General features: G+C 56.0%; 17 protein-coding genes. 15 read left to right on the top strand and 2 right to left on the bottom strand.

Annotated features, from left to right (window positions below; translation table 11 throughout):
• Positions 1-169: 169 nt before the first annotated feature.
• Positions 170-823, bottom strand: coding sequence for a GntR family transcriptional regulator (locus ACR0IU_RS15840; RefSeq protein ID WP_480716921.1), 654 nt, complete (start codon positions 821-823; stop codon positions 170-172).
• Between the two features lie 207 nt (positions 824-1030).
• On the opposite strand from ACR0IU_RS15840, the gene ACR0IU_RS15845 reads away from it, so the two are divergent.
• The 13 genes from ACR0IU_RS15845 (at position 1031) to ACR0IU_RS15905 (ending at position 15571) form a co-directional block, all read left to right on the top strand.
• Positions 1031-2113: a Gfo/Idh/MocA family protein gene (locus ACR0IU_RS15845; RefSeq protein WP_480716922.1), complete on the top strand. Its 1083-nt coding sequence runs from the start codon at positions 1031-1033 to the stop codon at positions 2111-2113.
• A 103-nt stretch (positions 2114-2216) separates the two neighbouring features.
• Positions 2217-3227 (top strand): sialic acid TRAP transporter substrate-binding protein SiaP, encoded by a 1011-nt coding sequence (locus ACR0IU_RS15850; protein WP_170547153.1) that lies wholly within the window; start codon positions 2217-2219, stop codon positions 3225-3227.
• Positions 3228-3256: 29 nt separating this feature from the next.
• A complete protein-coding gene (locus ACR0IU_RS15855) occupies positions 3257-3832 on the top strand; it encodes a TRAP transporter small permease (RefSeq protein WP_170473839.1) in 576 nt (191 codons plus the stop codon).
• Positions 3829-5124, top strand: a complete 1296-nt coding sequence (locus tag ACR0IU_RS15860) for a TRAP transporter large permease (RefSeq protein ID WP_170473842.1) — start codon at positions 3829-3831, stop codon at positions 5122-5124. Before ACR0IU_RS15855 ends, ACR0IU_RS15860 begins: the two co-directional genes overlap by 4 nt.
• A complete protein-coding gene (locus ACR0IU_RS15865; RefSeq protein ID WP_480716923.1) occupies positions 5124-7013 on the top strand; it encodes a bifunctional sugar phosphate isomerase/epimerase/4-hydroxyphenylpyruvate dioxygenase family protein in 1890 nt (629 codons plus the stop codon). Before ACR0IU_RS15860 ends, ACR0IU_RS15865 begins: the two co-directional genes overlap by 1 nt.
• Positions 7013-7828: a citryl-CoA lyase gene (locus ACR0IU_RS15870; protein WP_480716924.1), complete on the top strand. Its 816-nt coding sequence runs from the start codon at positions 7013-7015 to the stop codon at positions 7826-7828. Before ACR0IU_RS15865 ends, ACR0IU_RS15870 begins: the two co-directional genes overlap by 1 nt.
• Positions 7815-9005, top strand: a complete 1191-nt coding sequence (locus ACR0IU_RS15875; RefSeq protein ID WP_480716925.1) for a Gfo/Idh/MocA family protein — start codon at positions 7815-7817, stop codon at positions 9003-9005. Before ACR0IU_RS15870 ends, ACR0IU_RS15875 begins: the two co-directional genes overlap by 14 nt.
• Positions 8995-9669, top strand: a complete 675-nt coding sequence (locus ACR0IU_RS15880) for a hypothetical protein (protein ID WP_480716926.1) — start codon at positions 8995-8997, stop codon at positions 9667-9669. The genes ACR0IU_RS15875 and ACR0IU_RS15880 overlap by 11 nt, the downstream gene beginning before the upstream one ends.
• Positions 9662-10852, top strand: a complete 1191-nt coding sequence (locus tag ACR0IU_RS15885; protein WP_480716927.1) for a Gfo/Idh/MocA family protein — start codon at positions 9662-9664, stop codon at positions 10850-10852. The genes ACR0IU_RS15880 and ACR0IU_RS15885 overlap by 8 nt, the downstream gene beginning before the upstream one ends.
• A 154-nt stretch (positions 10853-11006) precedes the next feature.
• Positions 11007-11921 carry a sugar phosphate isomerase/epimerase family protein gene (locus ACR0IU_RS15890; RefSeq protein ID WP_480716928.1) on the top strand — a complete coding sequence of 305 codons (915 nt, stop codon included), beginning with the start codon at positions 11007-11009 and terminating at the stop codon, positions 11919-11921.
• Positions 11902-13311: an aldehyde dehydrogenase family protein gene (locus tag ACR0IU_RS15895; protein WP_480716929.1), complete on the top strand. Its 1410-nt coding sequence runs from the start codon at positions 11902-11904 to the stop codon at positions 13309-13311. The genes ACR0IU_RS15890 and ACR0IU_RS15895 overlap by 20 nt, the downstream gene beginning before the upstream one ends.
• Entirely contained in the window at positions 13311-15092 is a 1782-nt protein-coding gene (locus tag ACR0IU_RS15900) for a thiamine pyrophosphate-binding protein (RefSeq protein ID WP_480716930.1), read from the top strand. The genes ACR0IU_RS15895 and ACR0IU_RS15900 overlap by 1 nt, the downstream gene beginning before the upstream one ends.
• A 356-nt stretch (positions 15093-15448) precedes the next feature.
• Positions 15449-15571, top strand: coding sequence for a helix-turn-helix transcriptional regulator (locus ACR0IU_RS15905; protein WP_480716973.1), 123 nt, complete (start codon positions 15449-15451; stop codon positions 15569-15571).
• 215 nt (positions 15572-15786) lie between these two features.
• Here ACR0IU_RS15905 and ACR0IU_RS15910 read toward each other — a convergent pair whose 3' ends face one another.
• Positions 15787-16098: a hypothetical protein gene (locus tag ACR0IU_RS15910; RefSeq protein WP_480716931.1), complete on the bottom strand. Its 312-nt coding sequence runs from the start codon at positions 16096-16098 to the stop codon at positions 15787-15789.
• 198 nt (positions 16099-16296) lie between these two features.
• Here ACR0IU_RS15910 and ACR0IU_RS15915 point away from each other — a divergent pair, with 198 nt between their 5' ends.
• Both ACR0IU_RS15915 and ACR0IU_RS15920 read left to right on the top strand, forming a co-directional pair.
• A complete protein-coding gene (locus ACR0IU_RS15915; protein ID WP_480716932.1) occupies positions 16297-16626 on the top strand; it encodes a hypothetical protein in 330 nt (109 codons plus the stop codon).
• Complete coding sequence (locus ACR0IU_RS15920; protein WP_480716933.1) at positions 16626-17099, top strand: hypothetical protein; 474 nt, start codon at positions 16626-16628, stop codon at positions 17097-17099. The genes ACR0IU_RS15915 and ACR0IU_RS15920 overlap by 1 nt, the downstream gene beginning before the upstream one ends.
• The last annotated feature ends 170 nt before the right edge of the window (positions 17100-17269 follow it).

Raw genomic sequence — 17269 nt, forward strand, 5'->3', positions numbered from 1 at the left:
CCGCACACACTAACCCGCTTTGAACTAAAGGGACCGCGACCTACGAGTGGCAAGCGGAATGTTTACCTCTCGTAGCAGTACCTTACCTAGCAAGTTCGAATAATGAAAGTGTTCTTCACCGAGATGTGCTAAATTCAAGACCGTCGCAATTGCGGCAAAGTGAATTTGCCTACATGGCCTCTAACGTGTGTGCGAGGCCGTTCCGGATATGATCCACTAGCAGCTTCGTGGCGGTATCCGCGTCTCTGGCCAGGGCGGCATCGAACATACCTTTGTGCTCCTCGACGGCTTCTTCGCCGCGATAGGTCAGTACAAGCATTTGATAGCGCAGGTATTTATCGTAGATGATCGAGTGCAGCGTCAGAAGGTTCCTGGAGTTGCACGCCGCGATCATGGCTTGGTGAAACTCCCAATCATACCGTTTCCAGGTTTCTTTCTCAGAGTCATCTCCCTTTAGCAGCTGCTGTTCCATCAGGTGCAGCTTATGGTGCGCGGCGACAAGGTTGCCTTCCCAATCCGTGTCGCCGTTTGCAATCGACAATTCCAATGCGTGGCATTCCAACAGGGCGCGCAGCTCTGCGATCTCGGTCAGGTCTTCACGGGAAACTGGCGTAACCAGAAATCCTCGCTGCTCGGGAGCTTCGACAAATCCGTCGCTGGCAAGCCTGTTCAGTGTTTCACGAAGCGTCGAAAGGCTTGCTGAGTACCGCTCTTTCAAGGCGTCCAGCTTAAGTTTCGAGCCGGGCTGCAACTCTCCGAAAATGATATCCCGTTTGATGCGCTGATAGGTACTTGCACCTATCGTAGACGGCTGCTTCGCCATGCATTTCACCCGATATTCTTGGTTTCCTCGTTCATCTATCATTTTTAAAGGTCATCAGCAATCCAAACTGATGTATGGTAAAAATAAAAATATCATACATTATTGCGGAATCGGAAAAACCCCAATACGGTCGTGTTCTAAATGGGCGATGCAGCCCAGTCGCAAACATTGGATCCAGAGCTTTTGGGTCCTCCGGAAGGAATCAAAGTGTCTCAGAACTTTCGCATTGCCATCGTCGGCATTGGCCTTGTTGGACGCCGCCACGCAGATGCAATACGTGCGTTGCGCCATGTCGATCTTGTTGCGGTGGTTGACCCCAGCGACGAAGGCCGCGCCTATGCTGATGAACATGGGGTTGAGTGTTACGAGACGCTTGAAGAAATGTTCGCCAATCAGACCCCGGACGGCGCTGTGCTGGCGACCCCAACGACACTTCATGTCGAGCAGGGCCTCACTTGCATTCGGCACGGTTGCCCCATACTCGTGGAAAAGCCGATCGCCGTAGAAGCTGCTGCGGCACTAGCTCTTGTTCAAGAGGCGGAGAAGGCAGACGTACCGCTTATGGTTGGACACCATCGCCGGTACAATCCACTGATCAAATCGGCCAAGGAGGCGATTTCGGATGGGCAGATCGGTGATGTTCGTGCAATTCATGCGAATTGTTGGTTCTATAAGCCCGACGAATATTTTGACACTGCGCCCTGGCGAAAGAAACTTGGCGCGGGACCCATCTCGGTTAATCTTGTCCATGACGTCGATCTTCTGCGGTATCTGGCCGGAGAGGTCGTAACCGTTCAGGCGCAATCTGCTGCATCGCAGCGCGGCTACGACAACGAGGATGTAGCTGGCGCGTTGCTGACGTTCGAAGGCGGAGCCATTGGCACCATAAGCGTGTCTGACAGCATCGTCGCGCCATGGAGTTGGGAGATGACGTCTCAGGAATATCCAATCTATCCATCAACCACTGAAAGCAGCTACATGATCGGTGGCTCTCATGGGTCGCTATCCGTCCCTGACCTCCGGCTCTGGAGCTATCGGGGTGAGCAAAGAGATTGGTGGACCCCCATTTCGTCCACAGCGCTCAAGAAGGGCGCCTCTGACCCGTTGGTCAATCAACTCAGGCATTTTGTTGAAGTGGCCCGGCACGAAGCCGAGCCGATCGTATCGGGATGGGAAGGTTTTAGAACGCTTCAAGTCATTGAGGCCATTCAGAATTCTTGCAGAACAGGCGAAACGATCAGGATAGAAAGGTTTCAGCAAGCACCGATCGCAAATGTATCGGTTGTATAAAATATCAGATATTTTGTAAAAAATCTTGCAAAATGTCCAAAATAGGTCAAAACTTGGAATCGTTAAAAAAAGAAGCATCAATGATGTCTCAGGGAGGAAAAAAGTGACTTTCAAACTTACACGCCGGGCTGCTGTGTCAGCCCTGGTCGCCACCGGTGTTCTGTTCAGCGCAACAAGCGGTGCGCTGGCGCAGGATAAAGTGCAACTTCGCCTGGCAACCTCGGGGTCGGAAACCGATCAGCGTTCGGTCGCCATGGCCGAAGTTTTCGCACCGATGGTCGCCGATTTCGCGAGTTATGAGCCCAGCTATAACGGCACCATCTTCGCACAAGGTACCGAGTTGGACGCGATCAGCCGCGGTAACTTGGAAATGTCGATCACCTCGGCGCAGGAACTGGCACAGTTCTTCCCAGAGTTTTCGATTTTCACCGCAGGCTATGTCCATCAGGACGCCGCGCATCAGGTTGCTGTCTTCAACGATCCCTTGATGGATGCCTTCAAGCAGAAGGCCGAAGAAGAGCTGGGTGTCAAATTGCTGTCGGTGATGTATCTGGGTCGTCGCCAGGTAAACCTGCGCCAGCCCAAAGATGAATTGACGGTTTCGACACCGGCCGACTTGGAAGGTGTGAACCTGCGGATGCCCGGCACTGATGCATGGCAGTTCCTGGGTAAGGCTCTGGGTGCGGCTCCGACACCAATGGCGTTCTCGGAGGTCTACACTGCGTTGTCGACCGGTGCTGTTGACGGTCAGGACAACCCGCTACCGACCGTTGTGGACGCAAAGTTCTACGAAGTGACCAACCAGATCGTTCTGACGTCACATCTGGTGGACCTGAACTATATTGCCATCGGCAAAGAGGTTTGGGACAGCCTGACCCCGGAACAGCAAGCTAAGGTTCAAGAAGCTGCAGATGCAGCTGCTGAATCGGGTCGCCAAAAGCAGCTTCAGAAAGAAGAGGATCTTGTAAGCTTCCTGAAAGAGCAGGGCATGGAGATCTACGAACCCGATCTCGCAGCGTTCCGCGATCAGGTACAATCCATGTATCTGGACAGCGAATTCGCCGGTTCGTGGCCCGAAGGCGTTTTGGATAAGATCAACGCTCTGGGCAACTAAGCCTGCATTGCAAGGGAGGGAGAACCGCAATGAAAGACTTCATAAAGGGGTTCTCCCGACTGACCGAAGCGATTGCCGGCGGGATGCTGGCGGCAATCTTCCTGATATTTCTGCTGCAAATCCTGCTGCGGTACTTCTTTACCCCTGCAGGATGGACGCTGGAACTGATCGGCATCCTCTGGGTTTGGGTAATCTTTTTCAGCTGCGCTTTCATCGTGCGCGAGCGGGATCACGTAAAATTCGACATTATCTATCTGTCTGTGCCCCGACGCGTCCGTCAGGTCTTTGCGATGCTGGCAGCCGCGGCAATCGTGGTCGGGATGCTCTACAGCTTTCTGCCAACTTGGGACTACATCGACTGGATGAAGATCCGCAAGACCGCGACCGTTCGCAATCCCTTCTCGGGTGAGAAGATACCTCTGCGCACCGTTTTTTCGATCTATGCCGTGTTCATGCTGGTCGTTGCTGCGCGGTATGCTTGGCTGTTCTTTGACATCATGCGCAACGGCCCACCAAAAACCGAACTTGAAATGGTTGTGGGATACAACGTGGTCGACGATCACCCCCGCGTTGATGTGGAAGACGACGAGGACGCAAGCAAATGAGTTTTGAACTTCTTTCCTGCCTGCTAACCCTTTTTGTTCTGGCAGGCATCGGGACCCCTATCGGCTATTCCATCCTTTTGGCGTCACTGATGTATCTGGGTGTCGCTGGACTTGACGTCGCGCTGGCGGGTGAAAAAATCCTGCAAGGTTTCTACAAAAGCACGATCCTGCTTGCCGTGCCTTTGTTCATAGTCGCCGCCAATATCATGAACGCGGGGTCGATCACCGACCGCTTGCTGAACTTCTGCGTCGCCGCGGTCGGGCGGTTCAAGGGCGGCCTCGGGCACGTCAACGTGGTTGCGTCGTTGATTTTCTCAGGCATGTCTGGCTCGGCTGTCGCGGATGCTGCCGGGATCGGCAAGATCATTATTGAGATGATGACCAAGGATGGCCGCTACAGCCGGGGCTATGCAGCCGCAATCACTGCGGCGTCGGCGACGATCGGCCCGATCATTCCGCCCTCGATCCCGATGGTCTTGTATGCGCTCGTTTCCAAGGCCTCTATCGGGTCGCTGTTCTTGGCCGGTATTTTGCCGGGCCTGATCATGGGCGTTGTCCTCATGGCGATGAACTACTATCTGGCCGGTAAGCGGAACTTTGCTTTGGAAGAACCCATTCCTCTGCGCGAATTGCCCGCAAAAACCGCGAACGCATTTCCGGCGCTGTTGATGCCCGCGATCCTGCTCTACGGTATCTACGGGGGTGTCACCACACCGACCGAGGCCGCCGCCGTGGCTGCATTCTACGCCCTGCTGCTGGCAGCGTTCTTCTATCGCGCCCTGTCGTTCCGTGGTCTCTATCAGGTCTTCGTTGACAGTGCCCGTTCGTCGGCAGCCGTTGGGGTAGTCATCGGTGGCGCGTTCATTCTGAACTTCATCGTCATTCAAGAGCAGATTCCACAGTCGATCTCGGCCTTGCTGGAGGGTTCGGATGTTAGCCCGATTGTCTTCCTGATCCTCGTCAACCTGCTGATCCTCGCGCTGGGTTGCGTCTTGGATGCGACGACGATCATTCTTGTGATCGTGCCCCTGTTCATTCCAACCTGCGAAGCGCTTGGGATTGATCTGGTGCATTTCGGAGTACTGGTCGTCGTAAACTCGATGATTGGCCTGATCACACCGCCCTACGGAATTCTACTCTTTGTGATCAACGCCGTGACGGACATTCCGCTGCGTGAGATCATCTCGGAAATCTGGGCCTTCCTGGCGGTGCTCATCTTCGCCTTGATAATCATGATGCTGATGCCCGATCTGGTTCTGTGGCTGCCACGTATGTTTGGGTACCAGGGGTAATGTGCCTGTCGGTTTCGACAACATCCATTCCCGGCGATTTGGCAGAGAAACTGCATGCCATCGCCGGGGCTGGATTCGATGGGATTGAACTGCATGAACCGGATTTGACTGCCTTTGACGGGTCACCATCGCAAATCCGGGATATTGCCTCAGACCTCGGGTTGAAAATCTGCCTGCTGCAGCCGTTCCATAACCTTGAAGGTCAATCTGGCGTCGGTCGACAGCGCGCTTTTGATCGGTTGAAACGCAAACTCGATCTGATGGGTGAGTTGGGCACAGAACTACTGCTCATTGGTTCAGCTTTTGAGATGGACGCCGACGCCACCGAAGATCAGGTGATCACGGACCTCGGGGAAGCGACCGAGATTGCAAAGGCGATGGGGGCACGTCTGGCCTATATGGGCTTGCCCTGGTCCGACCTCTTCCACTCGGACACGCAGGCGCTGCGCATTGTCGAGGCGATTGACAGTCCACATTTGGGGTTGGCCTTGAACTCCTTCTTCTCGCTGGCCGACGGGTCCAAGCCTGCCCGCCTTCGGGACATTCCCGGAGAGCGCCTGTTCCATGTGCAACTGTCGGATGCACCCCGGCTTGAGATGGATATCCGCAGGCTTAAGCGGCATTTCGGGCTCTTGCCGGGGCTTGGGTCGCTGAACCTAGCGGGTTTCGTTCGGGTGTTGGCGCGTGCAGGGTACAAGGGGTCTTGGTCCATTGCGCGTGTCAACGAGGCAGCGCCCCAACCCGGTGGTCAAACGTTGGCGCGTGACTGTTACAGATCGCTGGTGAACCTCCTGGATGAGGTATCCCGGACCGAGCCGGGAACCGACTTCGGCATCCCGGATCTACCGGAACGCGTCTATGCGTCAGGCTTTGAGTTCGTCGAATTTACAGCGGATGAAACAAGCGGCGCGCAGCTGGCAGACATGCTGTCAGCAATGTGTTTTCGAATGGAGCGAAAACACGTCACCAAGTCCGTCGAGCTGTGGCGGCAGGGCGCGATAAACATCGTTGTGAATACCGAAAAGGAAGGTTTTGCCCATTCGGCGTTCCTGGGCCATGGTCCCTCGGTTTGTGACATGGGATTGCGCGTCAAAGACGCGGATCAGACGGTTCAGCGCGCGACCGCGCTGGGCGCTCCTGATTTCTCTCAGCCGGTGGGGACCGGAGAGTTGGATATCCCAGCCATCCGAGGTGTCGGTGGCAATGTCGTCCATTTCATCGATGAGAAATCCGATCTGCATCGGGTATGGGACATCGAGTTTGAGCCGGTTGCGAAAACCAAGGCGACCCAGCCTGCTGGTCTGCGCCGTATCGACCATCTGGCACAGACAATGCGCCATGATGAGATGCAAAGCTGGCTGCTTTACTACATTTCAACTTTTGAGATGGCAAAGTCTCCTATCGTGAACGTCGCCGACCCGTCCGGCGTCGTGCAAAGCCAAGCTATTGAAAGCCCCGAGGGCGAAGTGCGACTGAACCTGAACGGGGCCGTGGGGCGGCGAACTCTGGCGGCGTCTTTCCTTGAAGATGGATTTGGGGCCGGTGTTCAGCACATCGCTTTCCAGTCGGACGATATTTTTGAAACGTCGGATCAGTTGCGTAAATCAGGCTTTCCCAGTTTGACGATCCCAGAGAACTACTACGCCGATCTGCAAGCGACCTTCGGATTGGATAATGATCTGATCGCCCAACTGCGCGAGGGCAACATTCTCTACGACCGGGCAGCGGGTGCCGAGTATTTTCAGATATATAGCCGCCCGATATTTAACGGCTTCTTCTTCGAAATCGTTGAACGCCGTATGGGCTATGCTGGTTATGGCGCGCGCAACGCGCCCATTCGCCTTGCCGCGCAAAGCAAAACCCAGACGATGAAAGAGGTGCAAACATAATGACGAGCGATGAAAAAGCTGTGCGCCAATGGTGGCGCACCTCCATCATCGACATGAAGCCCGGCCAGATCGCGTTTCGCAGCCATCCCATCGAGGACCTGATCGGGAACGTTTCCTTCCCTCAGATGATCTGGCTGATGGTGCGGGGCGATCTGCCCAGCGATGCGCAGGCACGCCTGTTCGAGGCTGCCCTGGTCGCAGGCGTGGATCACGGTCCACAGGCCCCCTCAATCGCGGCTGCGCGTATGGCGGCCACTTGTGGGGTAGGTCTAAATAATGCGATGGCGACTGCGGTGAACATGCTGGGCGATGTGCATGGCGGAGCAGGCGAACAATGCGCCGAGCTGTACTATGATATCGCGGTTCGCATGGATGCGGGAGCTTCGCTGAATGACGCTGTTCGGGACGGCTTGGACAGCTGGCGCGAGACGTACGGCAAGATCGTCTCGGGCTTTGGCCACCGTTTTCACAAGCCCGTCGACCCACGCGCACCACGATTGATGCAACTTGTTCGTGATGCGGCGACAGAAGGCACAGTTTCTGGCCGGTTTGCCGATATCGGAGAAGAGGTTCAGGCCGAACTCGGCCGTCAACGTGGCGGTCGACCCATCGCCATGAATATCGATGGCGCGACAGCCGTGATCTTCTGCGAACTTGGCTTTCCCGCGCCCCTGTCGCGGGGCCTGTTCTGCCTGTCCCGCTCGGTCGGAATACTTGCCCACGCTTGGGAGCAGATGAACCAGGGTGGCCGCAACAAAGGGCCAATGCCCCCGAACTACTTACCCCTCTACGAAGACAGGAATGATGATACGTGAGACATCGAAATCCTTCCGGGTCGGCCTTATCGGCTGTGGTCGTATCAGCGATATCTATCTAAAAACACTATCCAAATTCTCAAACGTCGAGGTCGCGGCTTGCGCGAGCCTCGATCCGTCAGAAAGCCGCGCCAAGGCGGAACAATACGGCATCGCCAAGGCCTGTACGCCGGATGAGGTGTTCGACGATCCGACAATTGACTGTGTTTTGAACCTGACTATTCCGGCAGCTCATGCCGACATCAGCCTGCGCGCTTTGGAGGCGGGCAAGCACGTCTATTCGGAAAAGCCATTGGTCATGAACCGATCGGATGGAAAAGCGATCCTGCATACGGCCACTGAAAAGGGGTTACTGGTTGGTTGCGCGCCCGACACGTTTCTGGGCGGTCGTTGGCAGACCGTTCGGCGCTTGATTGATGAAGGTGCCATCGGAAAGCCGACTGGGGTTTTTGCCCATGTCGGTACCCACGGGACGGAACGCCATCATCCCAACCCGGATTTCTATTACCAAGCGGGCGGAGGGCCATTGCTGGACCTTGGGCCGTACTACCTGACTGCCATGATCTGTTGTCTCGGACCAATTGACCGGGTCGCCGGTATGGCTCGGCGCACGTTTGACAAAAGGATGATCGAAAACGGCCCGCGCAACGGCGAATGGATGGATGTCGAGGTCGATACGCACTCTCTAAGCCTGCTTCAGTTCTCATCCGGAGCCATAGGGTCGATGACCATGAGCTTCGACGTCTGGGACAGCGAAACGCCTCGGTTCGAGATCTACGGTGAAATCGGCACCATCAGCATCCCTGACCCTGACCCGGTTCATGGGGCCAATATCTTTCAGGGCGATGTCTGGCTGAAAACGCGGGAGACCTCGCGCTGGTCTCATCAGCCTCGCCCAGCCGGTCGCGAGGACTGGCAGGTGATCGAAAACAAACACGGGTTTAACGAAGACAGCCGTGGCCTCGGTCTTTTGGACCTGGCCCTTGCGGCACATGAAGGGCGCCAACCCCGCGCAAGTGGAGCGCTTGCCTACCATGTGTTCGAGGTCATGGACGCAATTGAACGGGCACCGAAATTTGGTGCTTACCAGACAATAGAAAGCAGTTGCGCAGCACCGGAACCTCTGCCGGTCGATTTCCTGAACGATGAGAGGAAGGAGTTGGCGCATGCCGATTGAGACACTCGACTTTGCCCAGCCATTCTTTCGTGTCCAGCACATCACCGATGAAGACAGAATGTCTGTCGAGGGTCGCGCAATTGTTCTGAACCTAGGGGAGCCGGATATCTCTGTTGAGGATCAAACCATTGCACCGCTTTCGTCTGTTATCGTGCAAGATAGCTCACTCAAAGGCGTAGCACGCGCAGTAATTGTCTACGGGTTCGACGCCCATGCTGATGACAATGAGCTGTTCGCATGGGTGAAAGATACATGGCCATCTGCATTCGACGTTCGGCAAGAGGAACGCTTGCGCGGTGTCAGCCACTACATGTCGCCAAAGGTCTTCGTGGGTAACGTCGGACTGACCATGTACCATTCCGGCTCGGTTCCACTGAATGTCGGATTGCACAAGGATCACCCGTTCTGCCCGGTTCCCGGCTTTCGCGAAGTGCACACGCAAATCGTTGGCCTCGGTAAAATGCAGCAATGCCGAGAGCGGGACGTTGAGACGCTTTATCTAGAAGAATTCATGGCTCCGGGCACGACACACAAGCCTATGTATGACGCCGAAGGCAACTATCCCTGGCATCAATACGAGACGATTACCCCCAGCATCTTCATGGCGGTTGAAATTCTGCCCGAAGGCACGTGGGTTCCCGGAATGGAGGTTCAGAATGGCTGAGAGACTTTTACCCGAAGACCTGAACTTTGACGGCCCATTCCCCCGGTTGTCTCGCCGTTTGCGGTTGGGCGTTGTTGGTGGTGGACGGATCTCGGTCACGCAAGCAACGGCAGCGCGAATGACCGACCGGTGGGAGGTCGTCGCAGGTGCGCTCAGTTCCGACACCGCGCGCAGCAAAGCGCGTGGGGCCGAGTGGTATCTGCCAGCAGACAGGTGCTATGCGTCATTCGACGAGATGGCACAGGCCGAGGCGGCGCGCCCGGATGGCGTAGATGCCGTCATGATCACGACCCCAAACCACGTTCATTTCGGCGCGGCCAAAGCGTTTCTGGAGGCGGGCATTGACGTGTTGTGCGACAAGCCTTTGACCAATGAGGTCGCCGAGGCCGATGGGCTTGAGGAGATCACTGCGCGTACGGGGCAGGTCTTTGCTGTCGGCTATGCGATGTCGTGTTTTCCTGTGATCCGTCAGGCCAGGCAGATCGTTGCAGAAGGCGGCATCGGCAAGATCAACCAAATCCATGTTGAGTTCATGCAAGACTGGATGACGCCCGACGATGTGGCTGATGCGCCTCATGTAAAGTGGCGGCTGGACCCAGAGATTTCAGGCCCGACTAGTTGTGTCGGCGATATCGGCACCCATGCCGCGCATCTCGCCAGTTTTGTCTCGGGTCTGCCGATGACCGATCTGCGGGCTGAATTCCATGTTTGCGGCGCGCCAAAGCCTTTGGAAGACACAGTTTTCATGTTCACCCGTTACCAAAATGAAGTTCCGGGAACCCTGATGGCGACGCGCCTTGCCCCCGGAAATCGGGGTGGGTTGCGGTTGCGGATATTCGGTAGCGAAGGAGGCCTCGAGTGGGACTTGGAGAATTCGGAACAGCTGAAGTTCAATCGGTTTAGTGAGCCGGATCGTATCATCAGCCGAGGTCACGGGCACGGCGTCGGCCCCGACGCGGAACGCCTGATCCGGACCGCGCGCGGCTTCCCCGAAGGGATTATTGAAGCCTGGGCCAATCTCTATACGGAATTTGCCATGGCCGTCGCCGCGCGTCGGGATGGCGTTGCCGTTCCGGCCGATTGGCTCTCTTATCCCAGTGTCGATCAAGGCGCAGGCGGTGTTCGATTCATTGATGCCTCAGTTCGTTCTCACCAGTCCGGAGGCGACTGGGTCACTATCTAAAGCTTTGCCAATACAAAGGTTAAGCACGCCCGGGCTATTGCCCGGGCATTTTCATTTCCTGCCCAGTATTAAAAGTTGATATTTTAAAAAATATCAGATATTTTTTACTACGTGTGATGAATTTTAGATTCGCAGACACGTGGAGCTGTCGTTCATGGTGAAACCCGAAGAGGCTGGCACAAGCCCCTCTCTCTATTCCTTGGCGCATCTGACGCTGATTGGCTGTACGCCGCCCGAGCTGGTCTATATCGCCGCGCGGGCCGGTTACGATGCCGTCAGCCCTCGGTTCATTCCGATGCATGTGCCCGGCGAATTCACCCAATCCCCGATCGACAAGGCGCAGGTGCAGGCCACCAAGACGGCTCTTTCGACAACCGGCCTAAAAGTCCTTGATGTTGAGATTGCGCGCATCACCGAAGACGTGGACCCGCGCAGCTTTGAGCGCTCGTTGGAAATCGGCGGGGAACTCGGCGCCAAACGCATGATCATGAGCGCGTGGACAAACACCCGCGATGATCGTGACTTTCTGATCGACGTCTATTCTGAGACCTGCGAACTGGCAGCACCCTATGGACTGACGGTGGACCTTGAATTCCCAAGCTTTTCCCGCCTTCGTACTCTGGATGAGGCGCTGGATATTGTCCGCGCCTCTGATCAGCCGAATGGTGGTATTCTGGTCGACACGCTCTATCTGCACCTCAGCCGAGTGGATCTCGGAGAGCTTTTGCACGTCCCTTCGGACCTGTTTCACTTCCTGCACATCTCTGATTGCCTGCCCGGCATCGCTGATACGCGCGAGGGCATGATCCAACTGGCCCGCGATGCGCGGCTCTATCCTGGCGAAGGCTGGATTGACTTCACCGGCATCATCGAACGGATGCCGCCCGTCGATTATTCTATTGAACTGCCCAACCAAAGCCGCGTTGCCGAGTTGGGATATGAAGAACACGCGCGTCGCTGTCTCAGCCACGCCAAACGAACATTCGGCGAGGCGCGGTCACAGCGCCGTATGCCCGATGCAGCAATTCCAAAACACCAAGAGGATTATCATGGGCAAAGAGCTCACTGAAAACGACCGCAATATGGCGGCCGATATGCTGGCACGCGCCCGCGCTGCCATGGCCGAGATCGAGGATTGGGATCAGGGCAGGCTGGATCGCCTGTCTCAAGCCATCGCGTGGTATGCGGGGAACGAGAAAACCTTCACCCGCCTGGCCCAGCAAGGCGTGGACGAAAGCGGTATCGGAGATCGTGCGGGACGTCCGGCAAAGCGGTTCAAGATTCACATGGTGCTGCGTGATGTCTTGCGCACGCCATCGACCGGTATCGTCGAGGTGGATGAGGAAAAAGGACTGGTGAAATATGCCAAGCCTGCTGGCGTCATCGCATCCCTGATCCCGATGACCAATCCTGCGATGACACCACCGGTGACTGGCGTGTCCGCCGCGAATGCCAGGAATGCAGTCATCTTTAGTCCGCACCCGCGAACCGCCCATACCACCTTTGAGATGGTCGAGGTCATGCGCGCGGCCTGCCGCGCCGCCGGTGCCCCCGAGGACCTGTTCCAGTCGATCCGCAAACCATCGATCCCGTTGACGCAGCATCTGATGGAGATTTGTGATCTGACTTTGGCAACGGGTGGAAAGCCGATGGTCAAAGCGGCCTATAGTTCAGGGCGTCCGGCCTATGGCGTCGGCGCGGGCAATTCGTCCATTGTCATCGATGAGACCGCCGATCTGGACATCGCCGCGCAGAACACTCGCATCTCTAAGACCTCTGACTTTGGCTCGGGATGTTCGGCCGACGGTAACATCATTATCCAGCGTTCGATTTACGACGATATGGTCAAAGCACTTGAGGCCGAAGGTGGGTACCTGTGTTCTGATGAAGAAAAGGCCATGCTCGAAGCCGCCATGTGGGATGAAAAGGGCAGCCGCACGTTCCCGACCATCGCTTGCCCGCCGCAGCAAACGGCCAAGGTCGCCGGTTTTAGCATTCCCGAAGATCGCAAGTTTCTGATGGTTGAAAATCAGGGACAAATCGGGCCGCAGCACAAGTTCTCCAAGGAAAAACTGACCACATTGATGGCGCTTTACTACTTCGACACGTTCGATGACGCGCTAGAAACGGTCAGCCAGATTTATAGCACCGGGGGCAAGGGCCATTCCTGCGGCATCTACAGCCACAATGACGATCACATCGATCGGCTTGCGCGTCTGGCTCCGGTCAGCCGAATGATGGTGCGACAGCCTCAGTCCAAGGCCAACGCGGGTGCGTGGACCAATGGCATGCCCATGACCAGCAGCCTAGGCTGTGGCATCTGGGGCGGCAACATCACCAATGAAAACGTCACCATGAAACATATGATGAACTACACCTGGGTCAGCCGCCCGATCCCCGAGGATCGCCCCTCGGAACCGGACCTGTTCGGAGAGTTCTACGGACAGGAGGTCGCGTGATGGACGGAGCGAAACTGGAAGGTAAAACCGTTGCCGAACATATCGTTGACTTTCTCGAACGCCGTGAGGTCAAGCACGTTTTCGGCCTGTGCGGACACACGAACATTGCAGTTCTGGCTGCGCTGGCGGAAAGTCCCATCGATTTTGTTACAGTACGACACGAACAAATCGCCAGCCACGCGGCGGATGCATATGCCCGCGTGACGGGCAAGGCCTCGGTGGTCTTGTCTCACCTCTCCCCAGGTTTGACAAACTGCGCCACCGGGGTCGCCAACGCGGCGCTGGACTGTATCCCCATGGTCGTGATCGCAGGTGACATTCCCACGCATTACTACGGCAAGCATCCGCATCAGGAGGTGAACCTGCACGCAGACGCGGCCCAGTGGGAGATCTATCGCCCCTTTGTCAAACGCGCCTGGCGGGTAGACCGGGCAGACTTGATGGCCGAAATCCTGGAGAAAGCATTCCATCTTGCCGAAAGCGGCCAGCCAGGACCGGTGCTGGTCAACGTGCCGATGGACATCTTCTCGGAAGTGATCCCCTCGGACAGCTTCGACCGTATCCGCGACAACACGCGCACGCTCAAGAAGCCGTCAATTGATGATGAAACCGCGCGTGAAATCATTGAAGCACTGGCGCAGGCCGAAAACCCGGTTGCTTATGTCGGCGGCGGTATCCTTCTGGCACAAGCCAGTGAGGAATTGCGCGCATTCGTTGAGCATATGGGCCTTCCGGTCGCGCATTCCCTCATGGGTAAGGGGGCTCTACGGGATGACCACCCGCTTGTGCTGGGCATGACAGGGTTTTGGGGCACTGAACTGGTTAACCAGTCTTGCCTAGATGCAGACTACATCTTTGCCGTAGGCACAAGGTTCAAAGAGGCCGATTGCTCCAGCTGGTATCCCGGCTACACGTTCAACATTCCCGGATCCAAGGTCATTCACATCGACATCGAACCGCAAGAGATCGGCCGGAACTATCCTACTGAGATCGGTGTCGTTGCGGATGCCAGGGTCGCGCTGCGAGTTCTGACCCACGTTGCCCGCGAGATGTATCCGGACGGTTTCGACCGCCCCGCACTGGAACAGCAGATCAAGAATTTCCGGACGGACTTCAAAGCGCGTAACTTGGAAATGGCGACCTCATCTGCCTTTCCGATGATGCCTGAGCGAATTCTGGCGGATACCCGCAAAGCACTGCCTGAAGATGCGATCATCACCACTGACGTTGGATGGAACAAGAACGGAGTAGGGCAACAGTTCGATATCCTGACTCCCGGCTCGATCCTAACACCGGGCGGGTTCGCTACGATGGGTTTTGGACCTCCGAGTGCGATCGGTGCGAAACTGGCGGCACCTGATCGGGTGGTGCTTAGCCTGGTCGGCGATGGTGGGTTTGGTCAAAACCCGTCAATGCTGGCAACCGCTGTCGAACTTGATCTGGGCATCATCTGGCTTGTGATGAACAACAACGCGTTTGGGACCATCGCAGGACTGCAAAAAGCGCATTACGGCCTGACCTATGGAACGACCTTTCCCGGATCGGCCGAAGCGCCCGCAAACGGGCCGGGCTATGCCGACATAGCGCGGGCCTATGGTGCAGAAGGACACAGGCTCAGCGCTGCTGACGAGTTGTTGCCCGCATTGGAGGCGGCAATCGCCAGTGGCAAGCCAACGGTTTTGGATGTCCCGATGATCAACAACCCGACGCCAACAACCGGACATTGGAACATCTTGGATATTTATTCGCCGGACAAAGACGTTTCTCACGTTGCGACCTAACGATACTGAGCGCGGTAAGCCGCGCCAGTCTTTTACATTCAATACGCCCATTTCCGCCAACTCTTCTGAGCGCTTGTGTGGTCCTCCAGTAGAACTGGGCTATTTGCAATAACGTCTTTCGGTCGCAATCGCGTCGGATTCTATTGTGCAGCTGGTTGGCCCGATTTGACTGGTCCAATTTTATTGTTTGTGCATGACTGATGCCTGGTCCATCGGCACAATGGTTTCTAGTTCCGGCGGTCGGTAACCCAATGCGCTGTGTTGTCTATTGGTATTGTTGTTCTGGAGTACCCCATTTGATTTAGACCACCGTTATGTTTGATATTAAGTAGATTCCTAAGGAGCCACCTGTGGCGGTGGCACTTGGTTGGCGCCACGTCAATAATGGCCAAATGCCCAGGCCGATAAAAATCGGGGGTTCGGTTCGCTGGCGGCAGACCGACATAGATCAATGGATCGCTGATTTGGAAGCCGCATAACGAAACCCGCGCCGAGTAGTGAGGCGCGGGTAGCGAACTTTCGGATTTGAGCTCCCAAAGGATAGCTGCTGCGTACCTCCGGCGCAATGTTGGAGACAACAATGGGTCGAGACCGAAGAAATGAACGTCGAGCCGAGAAAGCGGCAGAGACCCTCGCAAAGTCAGCTATCGATCCTCTCGCCCCGCGCGCAAAGCTCAATGAAGCAAAGAGGCAATCAGAACTGGCGATTCAAGATGTCGACCGGCTTCAATATGCTTGAGAGCAACTGACGGGAAAAGCCACCAAACTCTGGAAGACCGAAGCAGCGAAAGAGCGGCTGGCTCAGTACAACACTGCGGCGGGTGCGCGAAACCAGGTCGCCAAGCGAATTCGAGAAGAATACCCTAATATTCAGAGCAAGCTGGTTAGTCTGCTCGCCGATATTGCCGAAGCTAACGCTCTGAGTGATGCCGCCAACAAGAACTTGCCGGAAGGGTATGAGCCGCTTCATAGGCCGGAAGGAGAGGCCCGCGGGTTTCACGATCACGGCAGCTACAGGACACCAGTCTCAAACGCCACTTTCCGACTAACTCAAATGCTGTTGCCTGATCTGGAAGATACCAAAAGGGCGGCGTGGCCGCCGAAAATCAGAGAAGGAGAGTTGCAGCGAGGGGGCAATTTATTCCCTGCCGTTCGAGTTCAAAGCCGTTGCGGTCAAAAAGACTTGCCTTAAAGGAGACGCCCGATGTCTTTCAAGGATTGTGTCCGTGATCTGATGTCTGATGGTCTGGTCGACGAGGACCGCGGCCGTCAGGCGCAAAACCTGTGGTCCGAAATGGCCGATAGGTATGAACAGCAGGGCTTTCGGCGCGCGAACACCGAAGCAATGGCAGCCGAGGATGTCAAAGCCGTTTTTAAGCGAAGGGCTGCTGGGGATCGCCACACATTGCTTGCTCAGCTGAGTTCGATGCGCCGTTCACAAGGGATCGTTTCCCAGTCTCAGAAGCTTGATACGCTGATGACAGACACGTTGGAGCACGCGGCTGATAGCCCAAAAACCAATCGGCATCGGTAGTGGCTGTCAAAAATGCGCTGACACGCCGATTTAACGCATCTCTCAGTGATTTGTTGAAGAAACACGGCCGAGATCTGTTGGGGCGAGAAAAAGACCAAGCAGGGATTAAGAACATCGTTCGGGAACTTCACGGCGAGAGTTCTGGTGACAACGCTGCATTAGCGATCGCTCCAAGCGTTCACGACGCCTTGGATGAAATGCGACTTGCATTCAATGAAGCAGGTGGCTTGATCTCAAAGCTGGAGAATTGGGGGCTGCCCCACGACCTCAACCGTTCGGCCCTAAGAAAGGCAGGTTTCGATCAATGGGCGAACGCCATTCGGGATCGACTAGCCTGGGAGAGGATTCCGGATCGCGTCACTGGAAAACTGTTGGCGGATGCTGGTCGGGCGCCAGCATTGGATGTTCAGGATCGCGTGCTGCATGAGGTCTGGGACAACATCGTATTTGGGCGCGATAGCCTCGATCCCTAATATGTTGCGCTGCAGGGAGAGTCGCTGGTTCCGCGCAACTCCCATCGTCGGGTTTCGAAAATACTTGGAATTTGCCGGTCGTCGTTCATGCGACTTGTCTGGCGAGATTGATTGCCTTCTAGCGCCACATTGGTTCTAAAAAATCAAGTAGTGATGAAAATCACCAGTAA

The sequence above is a fragment of the Ruegeria sp. CL5 genome, assembly GCF_056536485.1.

What these genes read in the sequence shown, in the direction of transcription:
- ACR0IU_RS15840 (WP_480716921.1), bottom strand. Translation starts at nt 823, where the DNA reads ATGGCGAAGCAGCCGTCTACGATAGGTGCAAGTACCTATCAGCGCATC.
- ACR0IU_RS15855 (WP_170473839.1), top strand. Translation starts at nt 3,257, where the DNA reads ATGAAAGACTTCATAAAGGGGTTCTCCCGACTGACCGAAGCGATTGCC.
- ACR0IU_RS15860 (WP_170473842.1), top strand. Translation starts at nt 3,829, where the DNA reads ATGAGTTTTGAACTTCTTTCCTGCCTGCTAACCCTTTTTGTTCTGGCA.
- ACR0IU_RS15865 (WP_480716923.1), top strand. Translation starts at nt 5,124, where the DNA reads ATGTGCCTGTCGGTTTCGACAACATCCATTCCCGGCGATTTGGCAGAG.
- ACR0IU_RS15870 (WP_480716924.1), top strand. Translation starts at nt 7,013, where the DNA reads ATGACGAGCGATGAAAAAGCTGTGCGCCAATGGTGGCGCACCTCCATC.
- ACR0IU_RS15875 (WP_480716925.1), top strand. Translation starts at nt 7,815, where the DNA reads ATGATGATACGTGAGACATCGAAATCCTTCCGGGTCGGCCTTATCGGC.
- ACR0IU_RS15880 (WP_480716926.1), top strand. Translation starts at nt 8,995, where the DNA reads ATGCCGATTGAGACACTCGACTTTGCCCAGCCATTCTTTCGTGTCCAG.
- ACR0IU_RS15885 (WP_480716927.1), top strand. Translation starts at nt 9,662, where the DNA reads ATGGCTGAGAGACTTTTACCCGAAGACCTGAACTTTGACGGCCCATTC.
- ACR0IU_RS15890 (WP_480716928.1), top strand. Translation starts at nt 11,007, where the DNA reads ATGGTGAAACCCGAAGAGGCTGGCACAAGCCCCTCTCTCTATTCCTTG.
- ACR0IU_RS15895 (WP_480716929.1), top strand. Translation starts at nt 11,902, where the DNA reads ATGGGCAAAGAGCTCACTGAAAACGACCGCAATATGGCGGCCGATATG.
- ACR0IU_RS15900 (WP_480716930.1), top strand. Translation starts at nt 13,311, where the DNA reads ATGGACGGAGCGAAACTGGAAGGTAAAACCGTTGCCGAACATATCGTT.
- ACR0IU_RS15915 (WP_480716932.1), top strand. Translation starts at nt 16,297, where the DNA reads ATGTCTTTCAAGGATTGTGTCCGTGATCTGATGTCTGATGGTCTGGTC.